Origin of the sequence: Collinsella sp. HCP3S3_E11, from assembly GCF_052067375.1 — a bacterium.
Lineage (GTDB): Bacteria > Actinomycetota > Coriobacteriia > Coriobacteriales > Coriobacteriaceae > Collinsella.
This window is the reverse complement of sequence record NZ_JBQHQI010000001.1, coordinates 232734-249857: the sequence shown is the minus strand read 5'-3', so window position 1 is coordinate 249857 and position 17124 is coordinate 232734. Positions and strand designations below refer to the sequence as shown.

The following is a 17124-nucleotide window of genomic DNA, read 5'->3' as shown; positions in this document are numbered from 1 at the left end:
TCGCGTCAGTTTGTTATCATATGAGAGTTTATGGACTTCCAGCACCGCTGTTTTCGGCGAGGGTGCTATAGCAAAAGGAGGATACCCAATGCTGTCTGTTGACGAGCAAATGCGTATCATCACCTCGGGCGCCGCGAAGATCGTCCCCGAGGCCGACCTTCGTAAGAAGCTTGAGAAGGGTGAGCCCCTCAACATCAAGCTCGGCGTCGATCCCACCAGCCCCGACCTGCACCTGGGCCACGCCGTGCCCCTGCGCAAGATGCGCCAGTTCCAGGACCTGGGCCATAACGTCACCCTGATCATCGGCAACGGTACCGCGCTGATCGGCGATCCTTCGGGCAAGAACTCCACCCGCCCGCAGCTTTCTCAGGAGCAGATCGAGGCCAACGCCGAGACTTACGTGAGCCAGGCCATGAAGATCTTGGACCCCGAGAAGACCACCATCGTGCACAACGGCGACTGGATCTTGTCGATGGACCTGGCCGGTCTGCTGCAGGTGTGCTCCAAGTTCACCGTCGCCCGCATTCTTGAGCGCGATGACTTTACCAAGCGCTATCAGTCCCAGACGCCGATCGCCCTGCACGAGTTCCTGTATCCCGTGATGCAGGCATACGATTCGGTCATGATCAAGGCTGACGTGGAGATGGGCGGCACCGACCAGCTTTTCAACCTGCTCGCCGGCCGTGAGCTCATGGAGAAGATGGGCATGGAGCCGCAGATCGCGCTCACCATGCCGCTGCTCGAGGGCACCGATGGCGTCCGTAAGATGTCCAAGTCCTATGGCAACTACATCGGTCTGACCGACGCGCCCAAGGATATGTTCGGCAAGACCATGTCCATCCCCGACGAGATGATCGGCAAGTACTACCGCCTGGCGAGCTCGCTCACCCCGGCCGAGGTCGACAAGATCGACGCTGCCCTGGCCGATGGCTCTGCCGATCCCTATGAGCTCAAGCGCGCTCTGGGCCGCGACCTGTGCGACACCTACCACGGCGCCGGTGCCGGCGACGAGGCTCAGGCCGAGTTCGACCGCGTGTTCAAGGAGGGCCAGCTCGCCGACTTCCCCGAGAAGCATATTGAGCTGACTGTAAACGACGAGGGCCAGATTTACCTTGCCGGCCTGCTCAAGGACCTGGGTCTTTCGGCCAGCGCCGGCCAGGCTCGTCGCGACATTGACGGCGGCGGTGTCAAGATCAACGGCAAGGCCGTGGCTCCCAAGAGCTACAACATCGACCCCAGTGCCCTCAAGCTGGGTGACACCCTCTCCGTGGGCAAGCGCAAGGGCTTTAAGTTGATTTAGTTACGCGGTTTTACCAAACCGCGTAACAGCTCGACGCTGGGCGGGCTCCAGAGCGACAACTTGTCATTCAAAGAGGACGGCATGACCAGAAGGTCTATGCCGTCCTCTTTTCATGCCAATTTGTTCGCTCTGGAGTCCGCTCGCTGTCCGTCCTCCACCTACGGCGTTGTCCCGGTTGGCACTTAGGGACGTTTCTTTTTGGTGCAAAGCAGCCTGTCCCCATTGCGCCAAGTGGTGTGTGCCGTTAAGCAGAGGGGCGTATTGCTGGCCCATCGTTTGGGCATACAATGGCTATTGGCTTGCTGCGGTGAAGGTCTGTCCGCTCCGCAGCTTTTTTCTACGGTTAAAGGAGTATGTATGTCCGTTGAGGTCATGAGGTCTGTGATCGATGCCGCCGAGGGCCGCGTGCCCGTCGACACGCTGTTTGCCAACGCACAGATCGTTGATGTGTACGGTCAGCGCGTGGCGCCCGGTAGCGTCGCCGTCAAGGACGGCGTGATCGTCGGTGTTCTCTACGATGGTCGAGATGACGCTGCTGGCACGTACGAGGCAGCTGAGGTCATCGACTGTCAGGGTCGCTATCTCGCACCCGGTTTTATTGACGGACACTTGCATATCGAGTCTTCGAACATCCGTCCCGCCGAGTATGCGCGCATGGCGGCGACGCGTGGCACCACCACCGCTATTGCCGACAGCCACGAGATCGCTAACGTTTCCGGCCTAGACGGCCTGCGCTTTATGATCGAGGACGGTTGTCGCGCACCCATCTCCATCAAGTACATGATGCCTTCGTGCGTGCCCGCACTGCCCGACGAGCAGGCCGGTGCCGTCATCACCGCTGCCGATATGCAGGCGTTTTTTGCCGAGCATCCGGGCGACGTCTTTGGTCTGGGCGAAATGATGAACCTGCCGGGTGTCTTTATGGCCGACCCCGAGACCTGCGCTCGCATCGATGCTGCCAACCAGACACCGTCCAAGCAGGTTGACGGTCATGCTCCGCTTGTTGCCGGCAAGGATCTCAACGCCTATGCCGCGGCGGGTATTATCGCCGACCACGAGTCGACGATTCCCGAGGAAGCGCTCGACAAGCTATCCCGCGGCATGTATGTCATGCTGCGCGAGGGTACGTGTAGCCACGACCTGGCCAACCTGTCGCCGATGCTGCTGGAAAACCCCGCCCGTGCTCGCCGCTGCTGCTTTGCGACCGACGACCGCGCTCCCTCCGACGCGCTTTCGACCGGCATGATCGACAACGCCTGCCGCGTGGCTATCGAGGCCGGTATTGACCCCGTGGTTGCCATCTCCATGGCGTCCCTTTCCACGGCCGAGGCCTTTGGCCTGGACCACGGTTGCCGCGACCCGCATGAGCTCCGCGGCGCCATCGCTCCGGGCAAGCGTGCCGACCTGCTGGTGCTCAACGATCTGACGTTTGCCACGGCCCCGCATCGCGTATATGCCGCCGGTGCTCTGGTGGCGCAGGATGGCACCTTTGTGGGCGAGATCGCACCCGAGATGGCTGAGGTTGCAGCCCTTGCCGACGAGCTGCGCGCCTCTGTTAAGCTGCCGAAGCTTTCGCTCGACGTGTTCGACTATGCCTTTAAACCGGGCGAGGCCGTTATCGATGTAGTCCCGGGCATGGCTATCACGGGCACGGTTCGTCCCGAGACTGACGAGGATTTGCGCCGCATTATGCTGATTGAGCGCCATGGCCGCGGCGTGTCGCTGCAAGCCGAGGGCGTCGACGGCGACGGCCCCGCTGGCCTGGGCCTGGTCGGCAAGCATATCGGTCGCGGCTGGGTGCGCGGTTTCACCATCACCGGTGGTGCCATTGCCTCCACGATCGGCCACGACTCGCACAACGTGTGCGTGGTGGGCGACAACGCCGCCGATATGATGGCTGCTGTTGAGGCTGTGGGCCAGGGCGGTCACGTGCTGGTGCGCAACGGCGAGGTCGTGGCGCGCATTCCGCTGGCGCTCGGTGGCCTGATGAGCGAGGGCACGGCCGAGGATGTCGCGGCGCAGCACGACGACTTTATGGTCAAGGCGCGCGCCATGGGTATTGAGCCGCCGCTCGACCCCATCATGGGCATCATCTTCCTGCCCCTGCCGGTCATCCCGACGCTCCGCATCCGCCCCGAGGGCATGTTCGACGTCACGACCTTCACCTACGCCGACTAGTCATCGGGGACGTTCTTAAACGACTAGTCGCTGGGGACACTCTTTGGCGTGTCGCCTGACGCCGCGACCGTGGGCTCTCTGGCGCGCGTGAGCTATTTGCCAGGTCTATGTAACGTTTATGACTGCGGGGTCTTATTTGAGCTCCCTTTGGGTACGTTGGAATCGGATACACGTTCGATTCCAGCAAGCCCGAAGGGAGCTTTTCTATGTTTAAGCTGATTGCATCCGATATGGACGGCACACTGCTTGACGAAAATGGCCAGGTGCCTCCCGAGACCTACGAATTGATCCTGGCACTACGCGAGCATGGCGTGCATTTTGCCGCGTCGTCAGGCCGCCGCTACGATCGCCTGTGCGAGTTCTTTGCGCCCGTTCGCGACAAAATGGACTTTGTCGCAGCTAACGGTGCCCAGGTCTACGCCGACGGCAAAATGGTAGACCGCGAGGTGTATTCGCACCTGGCGATTCGAAAGCTCGCCCAGGCCGTCGCGACGTTTCCCAATTTGCATCTTGCACTCTTTGACCGAACCAAGTCCTTTTTGCTCGATGACGAGTGCAAGTTCGTACGCGAGGTCGATAAGGACCTTCCCAATGCCGAGCGCATTTGGGAGCTGCCCGATCCCAGCGTAAATATCATCAAGGCGAGTATCTTTTGCGATGATGGTGCCGTTATGGACAGCGCTTACGTACTGCAGCGCGAGCTCGGCCAGTTCTTTACCTTTGCGCCTTCGGGCAACGCGTGGATCGATGCCATGCAGCCCGGTGTGTCGAAGGCCTCGGGCATCGCACAGCTCATGGAGCACTATGGCGTCGAACGCGACGAGGTCATGGCGTTTGGCGACTCGATGAACGACTACGAGATCATTCGTTTTGTCGGCACGGGCTGCGCGATGGAAAACGCGCGCCCCGCGCTCAAGGCAGTCGCCGATCGCGTGGTGGGGTGCAACCGCGACCACGCCGTCCAGCAGGAGCTCCGTCGCGTGCTGGAGAGTCTCGCCTAATTCGGCAGATGGGGACAGTCCTTGCAGCGCCCCGCGAAGAGTGCCCCCAACGACTACTGTGACCAGGGTAGCTAAAAAAGCCCCGTCCCAAATTAGCTACCCTGCCGGGTTGCTGCTGCTAGGCGAGGGCGGCCATGATGGCGCGGGCGACGCCGTCGTGGTCGTTGTCGTATTCGGTGATGGCGCCAGCGGCTTCGCGGTCCTCGGGCTCGGCATTGATCATCGCCGTACCGTGGCCCGCTACCTGCAGCATGGGGATGTCGTTGATGTTGTCGCCGAACGCCCAGGCGTCGGCGAGAGGCTCGCCCAGATGCCCACATAGCCAAGCCAATGCCGTTCCCTTGGTGGCGCCCCCGCCCATGACCTCGATATTCATGGCGTACGAACGCGTGACCTCAATGCCTTCGAGTGTGTCGAGCGCCGCCACGATAGCATCGCGGTCGGCTGAGTCGTGCCAGTACATGGCGATGCGTTCGAGCACCTCGACCTCGTCGATTTTGCTGTCGATATCCATGTCGATCGGCGTTCGCGTGCGCTTGAGCGAAGCCGCGATGTGAGGATCTCCGCCGCAGAATTCGTCCAGGCGCGTGTAGAGCGAGCGGGGGAGGAAGCACCGCCCGTCCGCGAAGATATCGAAGGTCACATCGTGGCCGGCGGCAATGCTATGGACGCGGTGGGCGATGGCGCGGTCGAGCGGTCGGCTCAATATGCGCGTGGCGCGTGAGGCATCGGTGGGCACATCCTCGTCGAGCTGCCAGACGCTAGCGCCATTGGCGCAGACTGCGTAGTGCACGGCAGGATGGGCGAGGATGGCCTCAAAGACGCCCGACAGCGGACGCCCCGTGCACGGTACAAACTCAATGCCGCGACGTGCGAGCTCGTCGAGCATCGTCCAGGTGGCGTCGCTCATCTGCTTGTCACTCGTCAACAGTGTTCCATCCATATCGGAAAAAACAATCATTCGATGCAGCCCTTTCTGCTGGCATAAAAAGCGTGGCCGAGGGCGGTGATACCCTGGCCACGCTCGTGCTCTATAACGGTGCGCGTCCTAACGGTCGGCGAGTGGCTTGTACTCCAGTGGCTCGATCACCGGACGGTATGCCGGGCGAATAATACGGTGTGCGCAGAAGAGCTCTTCCATGCGGTGTGCCGACCAGCCGGCCATGCGGGCCACGGCGAACATCGGCGTAAAGAGCGTCTCGGGTACGCCGAGCATCTTGTAGATAAAGCCTGTGTACAGGTCAATATTGGCGCAGATAGGCTTGGTCATGCCGTGGTCGCGCATGACCTGGGGCGCCAGGCGCTCGATGCGCTCGATCAACGCGAATTCCTCGCCCAGATCTTTCTTGGCGGCGAGCGAACGTGCGTAGTGGCGGCAGACCTCGGCGCGCGGGTCGCTGAGCGTGTAGACGGCGTGCCCCATGCCGTAGATGAGCCCCGTGCCGTCAAAGGCCTGCTTGTCGAGTATCTTGCTCAGATATGCAGCAACCTCGTCATCGTCTTCCCAGTTGGAAACATGCGCGCGAATGTCCTCGTGCATGGATACGACCTTGGCGTTGGCACCGCCGTGACGCGGGCCCTTGAGCGAGCCGATAGCCGAGGCGTAGGCGGAATACGGGTCGGTGGCCGAAGACGACAGCACGCGGCAGGCGAAGGTGGAGTTGTTACCGCCGCCGTGCTCGGCGTGGAGCATGAGCATCACGTCGAGCAGCATGGCCTCGTCGCGGGTGAACGCCATGCCGCCGCGCAGGACCTGCAGAATGGTCTCGGCGGTGGAGAGACCGGGCGTGGGGTGCGGCACGTGCATCTCCGAACCGTGGCACTTTGCGATCGATGCCATGTGCGCAAAAGCGGCGATGCGGGGCAGGCGTGCCAGCATGGAAATGGCAACGTCGATCTCGTGCTCGGGTGTGATTACATCGGGTTCGGCATCGAAGGCATAGAGCAGCAACACGGCGCGCTGAAGCACGTTCATGATGCTCGAGGATACCGTGGTCATGGGGAACACGCGGACGTATTCGTCGCTCAGGTGCCTAAAAGCACCCAGGCGTTCGCAAAAACCGTCAAGCTCTTCCTTGGTGGGCAGAGAGCCCGTGATGAGCAGGTAGGCGACTTCTTCGTAGCCGTAGCGGTTCTCGGCCTGGGCATTGTTGACCAGATCTTCGATGCTGTAGCCACGAAGCGTGAGCTTACCCTGATCGGGCACAACCTTTCCGTCGACCTTGTTGTAACCATGCACATCCGAGATGCGAGTGAGGCCTGCAACCACGCCCGAGCCATCTGCATTGCGCAGGCCGCGCTTGACATCGTGCTCGACAAACAGCTCCTCGTCATAAGGGTCGGTCGGCAGGCCGTAGTATAGATTTTCGCTTTCGGGCGAAATCTGGCGGCTTGCTTCGTAGTCCAAGACCAGGCGGCTCAGGTGGTCGTCGAAGCGGTAATAGATTTTCTTGGCGTCGTAGGCCATGCGCGCTCCTCTCCGGGCTATGTGGCGACGTTGCGCCTGGGCGCACGTTGGGCCGTCGTCACGCAGCCTGTTCGCTACAGGCGGTACATAAAGTTAAAGACGTCCTCGCGCTGGATGGACACGTTGACGCCCGAAAGCTCGCCGGCCTCGGCCAGGGCCTTCTGCAGCTCGGCGAAGTCGAGCTTGGACTCGGCGGTGTCGGCCAGCATGGTCATGGTGAAGATGTCCTCGATAATGGACTGCGTAATGTCGCGGATGTCGACATTGGCTTCGCCCAGGACGCGGGTGACGCCGGCGACAATGCCGGGGCGGTTCTTGCCAAGGACGGTGATGACGATACGGGAGGACGAGATCTCGGCCATGGGAAACCCTTTCGCGTGTTAGCGGTGCGCGGCGGCGCTCCTCTACGGTACAGTGTTCATCATTGTACCTGTCCCGTGCAAAAAGGGGCACCTTTGCTGCGGCGTTACACGTCTGCAACATGGAGCGCTTGTCTCGTAGGGTGTATTTTTGGCACCCTGGACAGCTCGGGCGACTCTGTTGGCGCCGCGATCGGGCAGATTCGCCTGTGCGCTCCGGCGTAAAGACCGTGAACCTTTTGTGGGACGCTCGGCGCCGTGGTAACATAGCCGAGTTTGTTGTCTTGGTCGGAAACCAAGACGCCTTATGCGCTGATCGGTAACCAGCGCCTGACCAATAAGGAGTCCTACCATGAAGCAGGGTATCCATCCCCAGTATGTCGAGTGCACGGTGACGTGCTCCTGCGGCAACACCTTCAAGACGCACGCTACCGTGTCCGAGATGAGGGTCGAGCTTTGCAACGAGTGCCACCCGTTCTACACCGGCCAGCAGAAGTTCGTCGACACCGGTGGACGCGTCCAGCGCTTCGCCGACAAGTTCGGTGGCGCCGCTGCCGCCCAGCTCAAGAAGGCCGAGGAGGCCAAGGCCGCCAAGGCCGCCAAGGCTGCTGAGGCCGAGGCCGCTCGCAAGGCCGCCGCTGAGGCTAAGGCTGCCGAGAAGGCCAAGCGTGCCGCTAAGTTTGCCGAGGAGGCTGCCAAGCAGGCCGCCGAGGCTCCCGCAGAGGCTCCCGTCGAGGAGGCCGCTGCCGAGGCCGAGACCACCGAGGCTGCTGAGTAAATAGCTCGCCGAGGAATCGCTCGCATTCATGGCAAAAGGGCCGTGCATCCAATTGGGTGCACGGCCCTTTTCTTATCGACGCAAAGTAGCACGTCCTCTTTGCACCGAACGGTGGGGATTTTTCGTTTGCCCAGATAAAACCTGCCAAAATAAACCTGTCCCTTTTTGGCAGGTAACCGATAGGAGGCTACGTGGACACATCGACGTCCTTGGGCAATCGCGAGCTCGCGGTGGCAAAGAAGCGTGCGCTCGATGCTGCCTATTTTAGGAAGGGTATCGCTGTCGCGGCGCTTTCGAGCTGCATGTATGCGCTGTACACGGCCTTTGTTACCGCCGGTCAGCTCTTTGGCGTTTGGGCCGGTTGGTTCGATGCGTTTGCTCCCTCCGGCCTTTTGGCGGTATTCATCTTGCCCACAATCGCCTCGGGCGTCAATGACGTGCTGAGTGCAGTCTGGGCCACGTTTTTCACTGCCGGTCAGGGCAAACTCGCCGACCTAGGCCGCTGCATCGCCTCAAAGCCCGGCGTCATCGTTATCGCCGCCGCCTTCATTGGCGGGCCCATCGCTTCTGCCGCCTACGTTATCGCGCTTTCGCAGGCAGGCACGCTTGCCGTGCCCATCGCCGCGCTCAACCCCGCGATCGGTGCGGTGCTCGCCCGCGTGCTCTACCGACAGCCGCTTAGCCCCCGTGTCGTCACCGGCATCGTTGTCTGCGTGGTCGCCGGCGCTATGATCGGTAGCGCCGGCCTAAGCGGGCAGGCATCTTCCGGCATGCCGCTTGGCTTGGGCCTGGCGCTGTTAGCCGCCCTGTGCTGGGGCGTCGAGGGATGCGTGGGCGGCCGCGCCACCTGCATGATCGATCCTCAGATCGCCATCAACATCCGTCAGCTTGTCTCGGGCGTCGGCAACCTGTGCTTGGTACTGCCGGCCCTAACCTTGGCATGCGGAGAGCCCCTTGGTCAGAGTTACGTCCTTGTCGCCCAAGCGCTCACCGACAAATCCTCCGTCGTGTTTTTCGCCTGCTCCGGTTTTGCCGCCTACTTTTCGTTTATGAGCTGGTATCGCGCCAACTCCATGTGCGGCACGGCGCTGGGCATGGCCATCAACGGCACCTATACCTTTACAGCGCCGCTGTTTACGTGGATTATCGTCGGCCTGGTCTTGGGCTTTGACGGCTACGCGCTTCCGTCCGTCGCATGGGTGGCGGCCGTCGTCAACCTCGTCGGCATTTGCCTGATCGCCGTGAATCCCCTCGACATGGTTAAAAAGGACGGTGATCGGGATGCTTCCGCTTAACTATGCCATGTTCGATTATTTTGTTTGCCATGACGAGGCTTGCGTCGACGATGTGATGGCCGATCTCGCGGCCGAGTACGCATCGTTTGCCGCCTTTGCAAGGCCGCGCATGCAGGAGGCGCTCATGACCGCGCACAAGAATGGCCTGATTGACGAGACGCGCTTTGATTTGAATGCCGAAGGCGAGCTTCGCGTCTACTATCGGGCGAGCGCCGAGCAGCGCAAAGTTATCGGCGCCTATCTGGGCCGTAGCCACTAAAATAAAACGTCCCTTTTTGGCAGGTCGGTCGTAGTTATTACGTGGGGGATGAGGTCGAGCGTATAGCGTGCGTCCCGTTTGGCTAAAGTACAACTATCTGTGTTTAACTCGCCCAGTGCAGTGCGCTACGGGCGATGGCCAAAAAAGGAAAACCGCATGGGATTCATGTCAAAGCTGCTGTCCTTTGGATCCGATAAGGACCTTAAGCGCTACTACAAGATCGTTGACCAGATCAACGGGCTTGAGCCTCAGTTTGAGAAGATGACCGAGGAGGAGCTTCGCGGCCAGACCGACAAGTTCCGCGAGCGTTATGCTAACGGCGAGTCGCTTGACGACATGCTCCCCGAGGCCTTTGCCACCGTGCGCGAGGCTTCAAAGCGCATCACGGGCATGCGTCACTTTGACGTACAGCTCATCGGCGCCATGGCGCTGCACGAGGGTCATATCGCCGAGATGAAGACCGGCGAAGGCAAGACGCTCGTCTCCACCCTGGCCGGCTATCTTAACGCCATCGCCGGCAAGGGCGTGCATGTCGTTACCGTCAACGACTACCTGGCAAAGCGCGACTCCGAGTGGATGGGCCGCATCTACAAGTATTTGGGCATGACCGTCGGCCTGCTGCAGAACAACATGCCGCTCGAGCTTAAGCGCCCGGCCTACCAGGCCGATGTCACCTACGGCACCAACTCCGAGTTTGGCTTTGACTACCTGCGCGACAACATGGTCACCCGCCCCGAGCAGCGCGTCCAGCGCGGCCACAGCTACGCTATCGTCGACGAGGTCGACTCCATCCTGATCGACGAGGCCAGGACCCCGCTGATCATCTCGGGCGCCGGCACCAAGTCGGCCAGCACCTACAAGGACTTCGCGCGCGCCGTGCGCGGGCTGGAGCGCGGCGAGGACGTGTCGCACGATATGCTCACCGCCACCGAGGACGTGGAGCCCACGGGCGACTACGTCATGGACGAGGCCAAGCACACCATTGCCGCCACCGAGCGCGGCCTCAAGAAGATCGAGCGCCGCCTGGGTATCGAGGACATCTACGCCGACCTTTCGGGCCAGCTGGTCAACCACCTGCAGCAGGCGTTGAAGGCCCAATACATGTTCCACCGCGACAAGCAGTACGTCGTTACCAACGGCGAGGTCAAGATTGTCGATGAGTTCACCGGCCGCATCATGGAGGGCCGTCGCTACTCCGAGGGCCTGCATCAGGCTATCGAGGCCAAAGAGGGCGTGCTCGTGCGCGAGGAGAACCAGACCCTTGCCACCATCACCCTGCAGAACTACTTCCGTCTGTATGACAAGCTCTCCGGCATGACCGGTACGGCGCTTACCGAGGACGCCGAGTTCCGCGAGATCTACAAGCTGCCCGTCGAGGTCATCCCCTCCAACAAGCCCGTGCAGCGTGTCGATCACGAGGACCTGGTGTACCGCACCATCCAGGCCAAGTACAACGCCGTTGCCGACGACGTCGAGCGACGTCACGCCAAGGGCCAGCCGGTCCTGGTCGGTACCGTCTCCATCGAAAGCTCCGAGAAGCTGTCGGCCGCCCTTACCAAGCGCGGCATCGCGCACGAGGTCCTCAACGCAAAGCATCACGAGCGCGAGGCTCATATCGTTGCCCAGGCCGGTCGTTACGGCGCCGTGACCATCGCCACCAACATGGCCGGTCGTGGTACGGACATCTTGCTGGGCGGCAACCCCGACGAGCTGGTGCGCGAGCGCCTTGAGTACGAGGGCCTGACCATGGAGGACGTGACGCCCGAGCAGCTCGAGCAGTTTAACGCCGAGGCCAAGGAGACCTGCAAGGCCGAGCGCGAGCGCGTGCTTGCCGCCGGCGGTCTGACCGTCATCGGCACCGAACGCCATGAGTCCCGCCGTATCGACAATCAGCTGCGTGGCCGTTCTGGCCGTCAGGGCGATCCGGGCGAGACCCAGTTCTACCTGTCGCTCGAGGACGATCTGATGCGCCTGTTCGGTGGCGACAAGATGGACCGCGTCTCCAAGATGATGGTCACGGCAGAAATGGGCGACGACATGCCCATCCAGCACAAGATCATCTCCAAGGCCGTCGAGAGCGCTCAGCACAAGGTCGAGAGCATCAACTTCTCCATGCGCAAGAGCGTTCTTGAGTACGACGACGTGATGAACAAGCAGCGCCAGGTTATCTACGCCGAGCGCAACAAGATTCTGGACGGTAAGGACCTGACCGACCACATCACCGAGGTCATGCACGACACCGTGTACCGCTGCGTGCAGGAGTTTTGCACTAAGGACAGCCACGACGGCGAGCGCGACCTCGATGGCCTGCGCAAGTGGGTCGTGGAGCTGACCGGCCATATCGATACGCCCAAGTTCCCCGACGAGGATTACGAGGCCCTTGCTGCCGATGTCCTGGCCTACGTCGAGAAGTGCTACAACATGAAGGCCGAGCGCTTGGGCGAGGACCTCATGCGCGAGCTCAACACCCAGGTCATGCTGCGCGTCATCGATACCCGCTGGATGAACTACCTGCAGGAGATGGACTATCTCAAGACCGGTATCGGCCTGCGCGGCTTTGGTCAGCGCGACCCGCTGGTCGAGTACAAGACTGAGGCCTATGGTGCCTTCCAGATGCTCGTTGACACCATGTATGAGGATTACCTGCGCACCGTCCTGCGCATCGAGATCAAGGCCGCCCCGCAGGCTGTGGAGCGCAAGGAGGACCCCGCGCTCGAGGGTGCGCGCTTCTCCGGCCCCGCCGACGTCGATGGCGACAACGGCAACTCGGTCCTGCGCAAGGAGGCACGGGCGCAGGCTCGCACGGCCGTCCAGGGCGGACCGGCAGCTGTCAACAACGGCGCTAAGGTGACCACCTACCGCAAGTCCGAGAGCGACGACCCGTATGTCAACGTGGGTCGCAACGAACCGTGCCCTTGCGGCAGCGGCAAGAAGTTCAAGTACTGCCACGGCAGGAATCGTTAATGGCCGAGGCTTTAGAGGTAACGCCCGCCGAGCTGGACAAGTTTGCGGACCGGCTCGGCGAGGTTGAGTCGTATCTTCATTTGGACGAGAAGCGCACCCACGTGACCGAGCTCGAGGCCAAGAGCGTCGCTCCCGGCTTTTGGGACGACGCCGATGCCGCTCGCGCCACGATGGAAGAGATTGCGCGCGCCAAGGAGGATATCGCCGCCGTGGATACCGCGCGCGGCGAGCTCTCCGATGCCCGCGCGGCGCTGGAACTTGCCGAGGAAATGGGCGATGACCCCGATGCCGCTGCACTGCGTGAGGAGGCTGCCGCCACGGCTGATCGTCTGGCGCGCGCCATCGATGAGCTCGAACTTTCGAGCTGGTTTACCGGTGAGTTCGATCACGGTGACGCGATTGTGACCATCAAGCCCGGACAGGGCGGCTTGGAGGCGCAGGACTGGACCTTCATGCTCTTTAAGATGTACATGAAGTACTGCCAGCGCCGCGGCTGGAAGGTCACCATCAACGATTGCCCCGCTGCCGAGGTCATTGGCATTGATCGCGCGACCTTTACCGTTGAGGGCAAGGATGCCTTCGGTATGCTTCGTGCCGAGGCCGGCGTTCACCGTTTGGTGCGCATTAGCCCCACCGATGACAAGAAGCGTCGACAGACTACGTTTGCCGGCGTCGAGGTCATTCCGGTGCTGCCCGACGATATCGATATCGAGATCAACCCCGACGATATCCGCGTCGACGTGTACCACGCAAGCGGCCCGGGCGGCCAGGGCGTCAACACCACCGACTCCGCCGTGCGCGTGACGCATTTTCCCAGCGGCATTGTAGTGACCTGCCAAAATGAGCGCAGCCAGATTCAGAACAAGGCCGCGTGTATGCAGATTCTCAAGGCCCGCCTGTACGAGATTGAGCTCGAGAAGCGCGCCGAGGCGCTCGACGAGATCCGCGGTCCCAAGACCACGATTGGCTTTGGCAACCAGATCCGCAGCTACGTGCTCTATCCGTATCAGATGGTCAAGGACCTGCGCTCGGGCGTGGAGACCAGCAACGTCGAGGCCGTTCTCGACGATGGCGACTTGGATCCGTTTGTGATCGGCTACCATCGCTGGGCTACCGGCAATGCTGATGCGGAGTCTCCGTCCGCTTAAGCCCCGGGTGAGTCGCGGACCGACACTAAACTCTGGACAGGCGGTTTTATATCCAGAGCAAACCCGCCGCGGGGTGGCTTTTGCTCGGCGAATCGGTAGAATCAAATACGGTAAGAAGTTCAAAGCGCACCCAATGGGGTGCGCTTTTTTGAGGGAGGCAGCATGGCATATCGTCTGGATATTAAGCGCATTCTTTCAATGAACTTCTTCCGCGATCTGCCCCAGATCATGCTTGGGTGCGCTTTGGCGGCCATCGCGACCGACCTGTTTTTGATTCCCAACGGTCTTGCCGCCGGTGGCGTTACGGGCCTTGCGACTATTATCCAGGCGGTCGGTGCCGCGCGGGGCGTGTCGCTGCCCGTCGGTATCCAAACCATCGTGATGAATGCCTTGCTGTTGCTGGTCGTAATGCGCGAGGGCGGCATGTTCTATGTGGTACAGACGGCGACAGGCTTTGTGCTACTGGGCTTCTTTACCGACCTGTTTGCCCCGTTTGTAGCGCCTCTGGCAGATGCAGACCTGATGCTTCCCGCTATGTGGGGCGGCATTATCACGGGCATTGGTTACGGCATGGTGTTACGCGCCGGCGCCAACACCGGCGGCTCCGACACCATCGGCCAGATTATCTCGCGTAATACCTCGCTGCCGGTGGGTTCGACCGTCATGGCGATCGATGTCGCCGTATGCGCGGCATCGGCCCCCGTCTTCTCTCTGGAGAACGCGCTGTATGCAGGGCTTTCGATGGTAATTAGCGGCTATGTGATCGACGCTGTGGTCGATGGCGGCAACAAGCGCCGCATGGTGCTCATCATCTCGGAGAATTTCCCCGATATCGCGGCCGATATCATGTATGGCCTGGGTCGCGGCTGCACTAAATTAAAGGCGACCGGCATGTATTCGGGCGCTGAGAAGCCGGTGATTATGGTGATCGTTAGCCGCCGCGAGCTCAATACACTCAAGACCATCGTGCGCGAGCGCGATCCTCAAGCTATCGTGACGGTCGCCGACGTTACGGAAGCCTTCGGCGAGGGGTTCAAGGACATTAACGCGTAGGGCAGACTGCGCTCCATCCAAAAGACGTTCACATTGATAAACCGATTCATCAGCGGGTCTGCCAGCTAAATTATTCAAATAATGATAAAAACTCTGGTAAAGCCTTCAGTTTCCAGCATAATGAATGGCGCACGTGCATTGCGGCTGGGTTGGGATTACCTTCTGCGCCGTGCGCATCTTGTCTAAAGAGGATGAAAGGAAGGCACAATGAGCGACGAAGAGCTCAAAAAGGTTGCCAACGAGGTAAGGAAGGGCATCGTCACCGGCGTGCACGCTGCCAAGTCCGGCCATCCGGGCGGTTCGCTCGGCTCTGCCGACATCATGACTTATCTGTACTTTGAGGAAATGAATGTCGACCCGGCCGATCCTCGCAAGGCCGACCGCGACCGCTTTGTGCTCTCCAAGGGCCATTGCGCTCCGGGTCTGTACGCCGTGCTCGCCGAGCGCGGATTCTTCCCCAAGGAGGACCTCGAGACGCTGCGCCATATCGGCAGCCACCTGCAGGGCCACCCCAACATGAACGACACCCCGGGCGTCGACATGTCCACCGGCTCACTGGGCCAGGGCATCTCCGCCGCCGTGGGCATGGCCGTCGCCGCCAAGCACTGGGGCGATACTTACCGCACGTACGCCCTGCTGGGCGACGGCGAGAGCGAGGAGGGCCAGGTCTGGGAGGCCGCCATGTTTGCCGGCAATCAGCAGCTCGACAACCTCTGCGTGATCGTTGACCACAACGGCCTGCAGATTGACGGTCCCGTCGAGGAGGTCAACGATCCCATGCCGCTCGCCGAAAAGTTCCGCGCCTTTAAGTTCCACGTGGTGGAGCTCGCCGACGGCAACGACTTCGGTCAGATTCGCGCCGCCTTTGCCGAGGCTCGCGCCACCAAGGGTCAGCCTACCGCCATTATCGCCGAGACCATGAAGGGCAAGGGCGTTTCCTTTATGGAAAACCAGGTTGGTTGGCACGGCAAGGCCCCCAACGATGAACAGTTTGAGCAGGCCATGGCAGAGCTCACGGCCGCCGGAGAGGAGCTCTAGGATGGCAGACGTCAAGAAAATCGCCACGCGTGTAAGCTACGGCGAGGCCCTCGTTGAGCTCGCTGCCGAGCACGACGACTTTGTGGTCCTCGACGCCGATCTGGCCGCCGCCACGCAGACCGGTAAGTTTAAGGCCGCCTGCCCCGACCGCTTCTTTGATGTGGGCATTGCCGAGAGCAACCTGATGGGTGTCGCCGCCGGTATCGCGACCACCGGTCGTACTGCCTTTGCGAGCACCTTTGCCATGTTTGCCGCCGGCCGCGCTTTTGAGCAGGTCCGTAACTCCATCGGCTATCCGCACCTCAACGTCAAGATCGGCGCCACGCACGCCGGTATTTCGGTGGGCGAGGACGGTGCCACGCACCAGTGCTGCGAGGATATCGCCCTTATGCGTGTTATCCCTGGCATGACCGTGATTGTCCCGGCCGACGACGTGGAGGCCCGCGCCGTGGTCCGCGCCGCCTACGAGTGCGACGGCCCCGTGTACATGCGCTTTGCCCGTTTGGCCTCGCCGGTCATCAACGACCCCGAGACCTACAAGTTCGAGCCGGGCCGCGGCATCGTCATGCGTGAGGGCGCCGATGTGACCATCATCGCCTGCGGCCTGATGGTTGGCGAGGCTCTCGAGGCTGCCGAGCAGCTCGCTGCCGAGGGCATCGACGCCGAGGTCATCAACATGCACACCATTAAGCCCATCGACGCCGATCTGATCGTCAAGAGCGCCGCCAAGACCGGCCACGTCGTGACCGTCGAGGAGCACTCCGTGATCGGTGGCCTGGGCAGCGCCGTTGCCGACGTGCTCTGCGAGCAGTGCCCGACGCCGCTCAAGAAGATTGGCGTCAACGACACCTTTGGCGAGTCCGGCCCGGGCGCCGAGCTCCTGCACAAGTACGGCCTGGATGCCGCCAACATCGTGGCAACCACCAAGGAGTTCTTGGCCTAGGGCAAGACGAGGCGAAGTATCGCTTCAGCAACCGTAAGCAAGCCAGAACAGGGGCGCCCCCAAAGAGGGCGCCCCTGTTTTTGTCGGTAACAAACAAATTAGGCCCGCACCAAGCAAGGGCTTCCTCCGGGAAGCGGGCCCAGACCAGCAAAGTGCAACTCAGCCTGACGCCTCCAACGGTGATGTTGGCGAAAGCCTCCGGACGGGGCTCGCTTTGAAAACAATCCGCAGCGCGAAACCTGCTTATCTGGAGCTCCGCAGGAGCAAGATAAGCAGGTTTTATGCGCGAGGACGTTTTCAAAGCGAGCCCCGTCCGGAGGCTGGTGGGGGTTGCAAAACCG

General features: G+C 61.4%; 14 protein-coding genes. 11 read left to right on the top strand and 3 right to left on the bottom strand.

From position 1 onward, the window contains the following. The first annotated feature begins 88 nt into the window (after positions 1 to 88). From tyrS to ACTM86_RS00995, 3 genes are all read left to right on the top strand, one after another. The gene (gene tyrS, locus ACTM86_RS01005; protein WP_427717719.1) at positions 89 to 1300 is read left to right on the top strand and encodes a tyrosine--tRNA ligase; all 1212 of its coding nucleotides are present in this window, start codon (positions 89 to 91) and stop codon (positions 1298 to 1300) included. A gap of 357 nt (positions 1301 to 1657) precedes the next feature. Beyond that, complete coding sequence (locus ACTM86_RS01000) at positions 1658 to 3478, top strand: adenine deaminase (RefSeq protein WP_441015013.1); 1821 nt, start codon at positions 1658 to 1660, stop codon at positions 3476 to 3478. A gap of 206 nt (positions 3479 to 3684) precedes the next feature. Continuing rightward, entirely contained in the window at positions 3685 to 4479 is a 795-nt protein-coding gene (locus ACTM86_RS00995) for a Cof-type HAD-IIB family hydrolase (protein ID WP_441015011.1), read from the top strand. 118 nt (positions 4480 to 4597) lie between these two features. Here ACTM86_RS00995 and ACTM86_RS00990 read toward each other — a convergent pair whose 3' ends face one another. From ACTM86_RS00990 to ACTM86_RS00980, 3 genes are all read right to left on the bottom strand, one after another. Next, positions 4598 to 5440, bottom strand: coding sequence for a Cof-type HAD-IIB family hydrolase (locus ACTM86_RS00990; protein ID WP_441015009.1), 843 nt, complete (start codon positions 5438 to 5440; stop codon positions 4598 to 4600). Positions 5441 to 5527: 87 nt separating this feature from the next. Continuing rightward, on the bottom strand, positions 5528 to 6946 hold the full coding sequence (locus ACTM86_RS00985) for a citrate synthase (protein ID WP_441015007.1): 1419 nt from the start codon (positions 6944 to 6946) through the stop codon (positions 5528 to 5530). A gap of 74 nt (positions 6947 to 7020) precedes the next feature. Further along, on the bottom strand, positions 7021 to 7308 hold the full coding sequence (locus tag ACTM86_RS00980) for an ACT domain-containing protein (RefSeq protein ID WP_006235289.1): 288 nt from the start codon (positions 7306 to 7308) through the stop codon (positions 7021 to 7023). Between the two features lie 349 nt (positions 7309 to 7657). Here ACTM86_RS00980 and rpmE point away from each other — a divergent pair, with 349 nt between their 5' ends. From rpmE to ACTM86_RS00940, 8 genes are all read left to right on the top strand, one after another. Further along, positions 7658 to 8083 (top strand): 50S ribosomal protein L31, encoded by a 426-nt coding sequence (gene rpmE, locus ACTM86_RS00975; RefSeq protein ID WP_154516018.1) that lies wholly within the window; start codon positions 7658 to 7660, stop codon positions 8081 to 8083. Between the two features lie 191 nt (positions 8084 to 8274). After that, a complete protein-coding gene (locus tag ACTM86_RS00970) occupies positions 8275 to 9378 on the top strand; it encodes a hypothetical protein (protein ID WP_427717732.1) in 1104 nt (367 codons plus the stop codon). Then, positions 9365 to 9637, top strand: a complete 273-nt coding sequence (locus ACTM86_RS00965; protein WP_441036890.1) for a hypothetical protein — start codon at positions 9365 to 9367, stop codon at positions 9635 to 9637. The genes ACTM86_RS00970 and ACTM86_RS00965 overlap by 14 nt, the downstream gene beginning before the upstream one ends. A gap of 156 nt (positions 9638 to 9793) precedes the next feature. Continuing rightward, positions 9794 to 12601, top strand: a complete 2808-nt coding sequence (gene secA, locus ACTM86_RS00960; RefSeq protein ID WP_427747705.1) for a preprotein translocase subunit SecA — start codon at positions 9794 to 9796, stop codon at positions 12599 to 12601. Further along, positions 12601 to 13749 (top strand): peptide chain release factor 2, encoded by a 1149-nt coding sequence (gene prfB, locus ACTM86_RS00955; protein ID WP_441015003.1) that lies wholly within the window; start codon positions 12601 to 12603, stop codon positions 13747 to 13749. Before secA ends, prfB begins: the two co-directional genes overlap by 1 nt. 162 nt (positions 13750 to 13911) lie before the next feature. Continuing rightward, the gene (locus ACTM86_RS00950; RefSeq protein ID WP_441015002.1) at positions 13912 to 14802 is read left to right on the top strand and encodes a YitT family protein; all 891 of its coding nucleotides are present in this window, start codon (positions 13912 to 13914) and stop codon (positions 14800 to 14802) included. A gap of 207 nt (positions 14803 to 15009) precedes the next feature. Continuing rightward, on the top strand, positions 15010 to 15840 hold the full coding sequence (locus ACTM86_RS00945; RefSeq protein WP_441015000.1) for a transketolase: 831 nt from the start codon (positions 15010 to 15012) through the stop codon (positions 15838 to 15840). 1 nt (position 15841) lies between these two features. Continuing rightward, the gene (locus ACTM86_RS00940) at positions 15842 to 16783 is read left to right on the top strand and encodes a transketolase family protein (RefSeq protein WP_441014998.1); all 942 of its coding nucleotides are present in this window, start codon (positions 15842 to 15844) and stop codon (positions 16781 to 16783) included. Positions 16784 to 17124: the final 341 nt, after the last annotated feature.

Bases quoted from the DNA above. Each gene is read 5' to 3' on its own strand.
- ACTM86_RS00965 (WP_441036890.1), top strand. From the start codon at position 9,365: ATGCTTCCGCTTAACTATGCCATGTTCGATTATTTTGTTTGCCATGAC.
- ACTM86_RS00990 (WP_441015009.1), bottom strand. From the start codon at position 5,440: ATGATTGTTTTTTCCGATATGGATGGAACACTGTTGACGAGTGACAAG.
- secA (WP_427747705.1), top strand. From the start codon at position 9,794: ATGGGATTCATGTCAAAGCTGCTGTCCTTTGGATCCGATAAGGACCTT.
- ACTM86_RS00995 (WP_441015011.1), top strand. From the start codon at position 3,685: ATGTTTAAGCTGATTGCATCCGATATGGACGGCACACTGCTTGACGAA.
- prfB (WP_441015003.1), top strand. From the start codon at position 12,601: ATGGCCGAGGCTTTAGAGGTAACGCCCGCCGAGCTGGACAAGTTTGCG.
- ACTM86_RS00985 (WP_441015007.1), bottom strand. From the start codon at position 6,946: ATGGCCTACGACGCCAAGAAAATCTATTACCGCTTCGACGACCACCTG.
- ACTM86_RS01000 (WP_441015013.1), top strand. From the start codon at position 1,658: ATGTCCGTTGAGGTCATGAGGTCTGTGATCGATGCCGCCGAGGGCCGC.
- ACTM86_RS00940 (WP_441014998.1), top strand. From the start codon at position 15,842: ATGGCAGACGTCAAGAAAATCGCCACGCGTGTAAGCTACGGCGAGGCC.
- tyrS (WP_427717719.1), top strand. From the start codon at position 89: ATGCTGTCTGTTGACGAGCAAATGCGTATCATCACCTCGGGCGCCGCG.
- ACTM86_RS00950 (WP_441015002.1), top strand. From the start codon at position 13,912: ATGGCATATCGTCTGGATATTAAGCGCATTCTTTCAATGAACTTCTTC.
- ACTM86_RS00980 (WP_006235289.1), bottom strand. From the start codon at position 7,308: ATGGCCGAGATCTCGTCCTCCCGTATCGTCATCACCGTCCTTGGCAAG.
- rpmE (WP_154516018.1), top strand. From the start codon at position 7,658: ATGAAGCAGGGTATCCATCCCCAGTATGTCGAGTGCACGGTGACGTGC.
- ACTM86_RS00945 (WP_441015000.1), top strand. From the start codon at position 15,010: ATGAGCGACGAAGAGCTCAAAAAGGTTGCCAACGAGGTAAGGAAGGGC.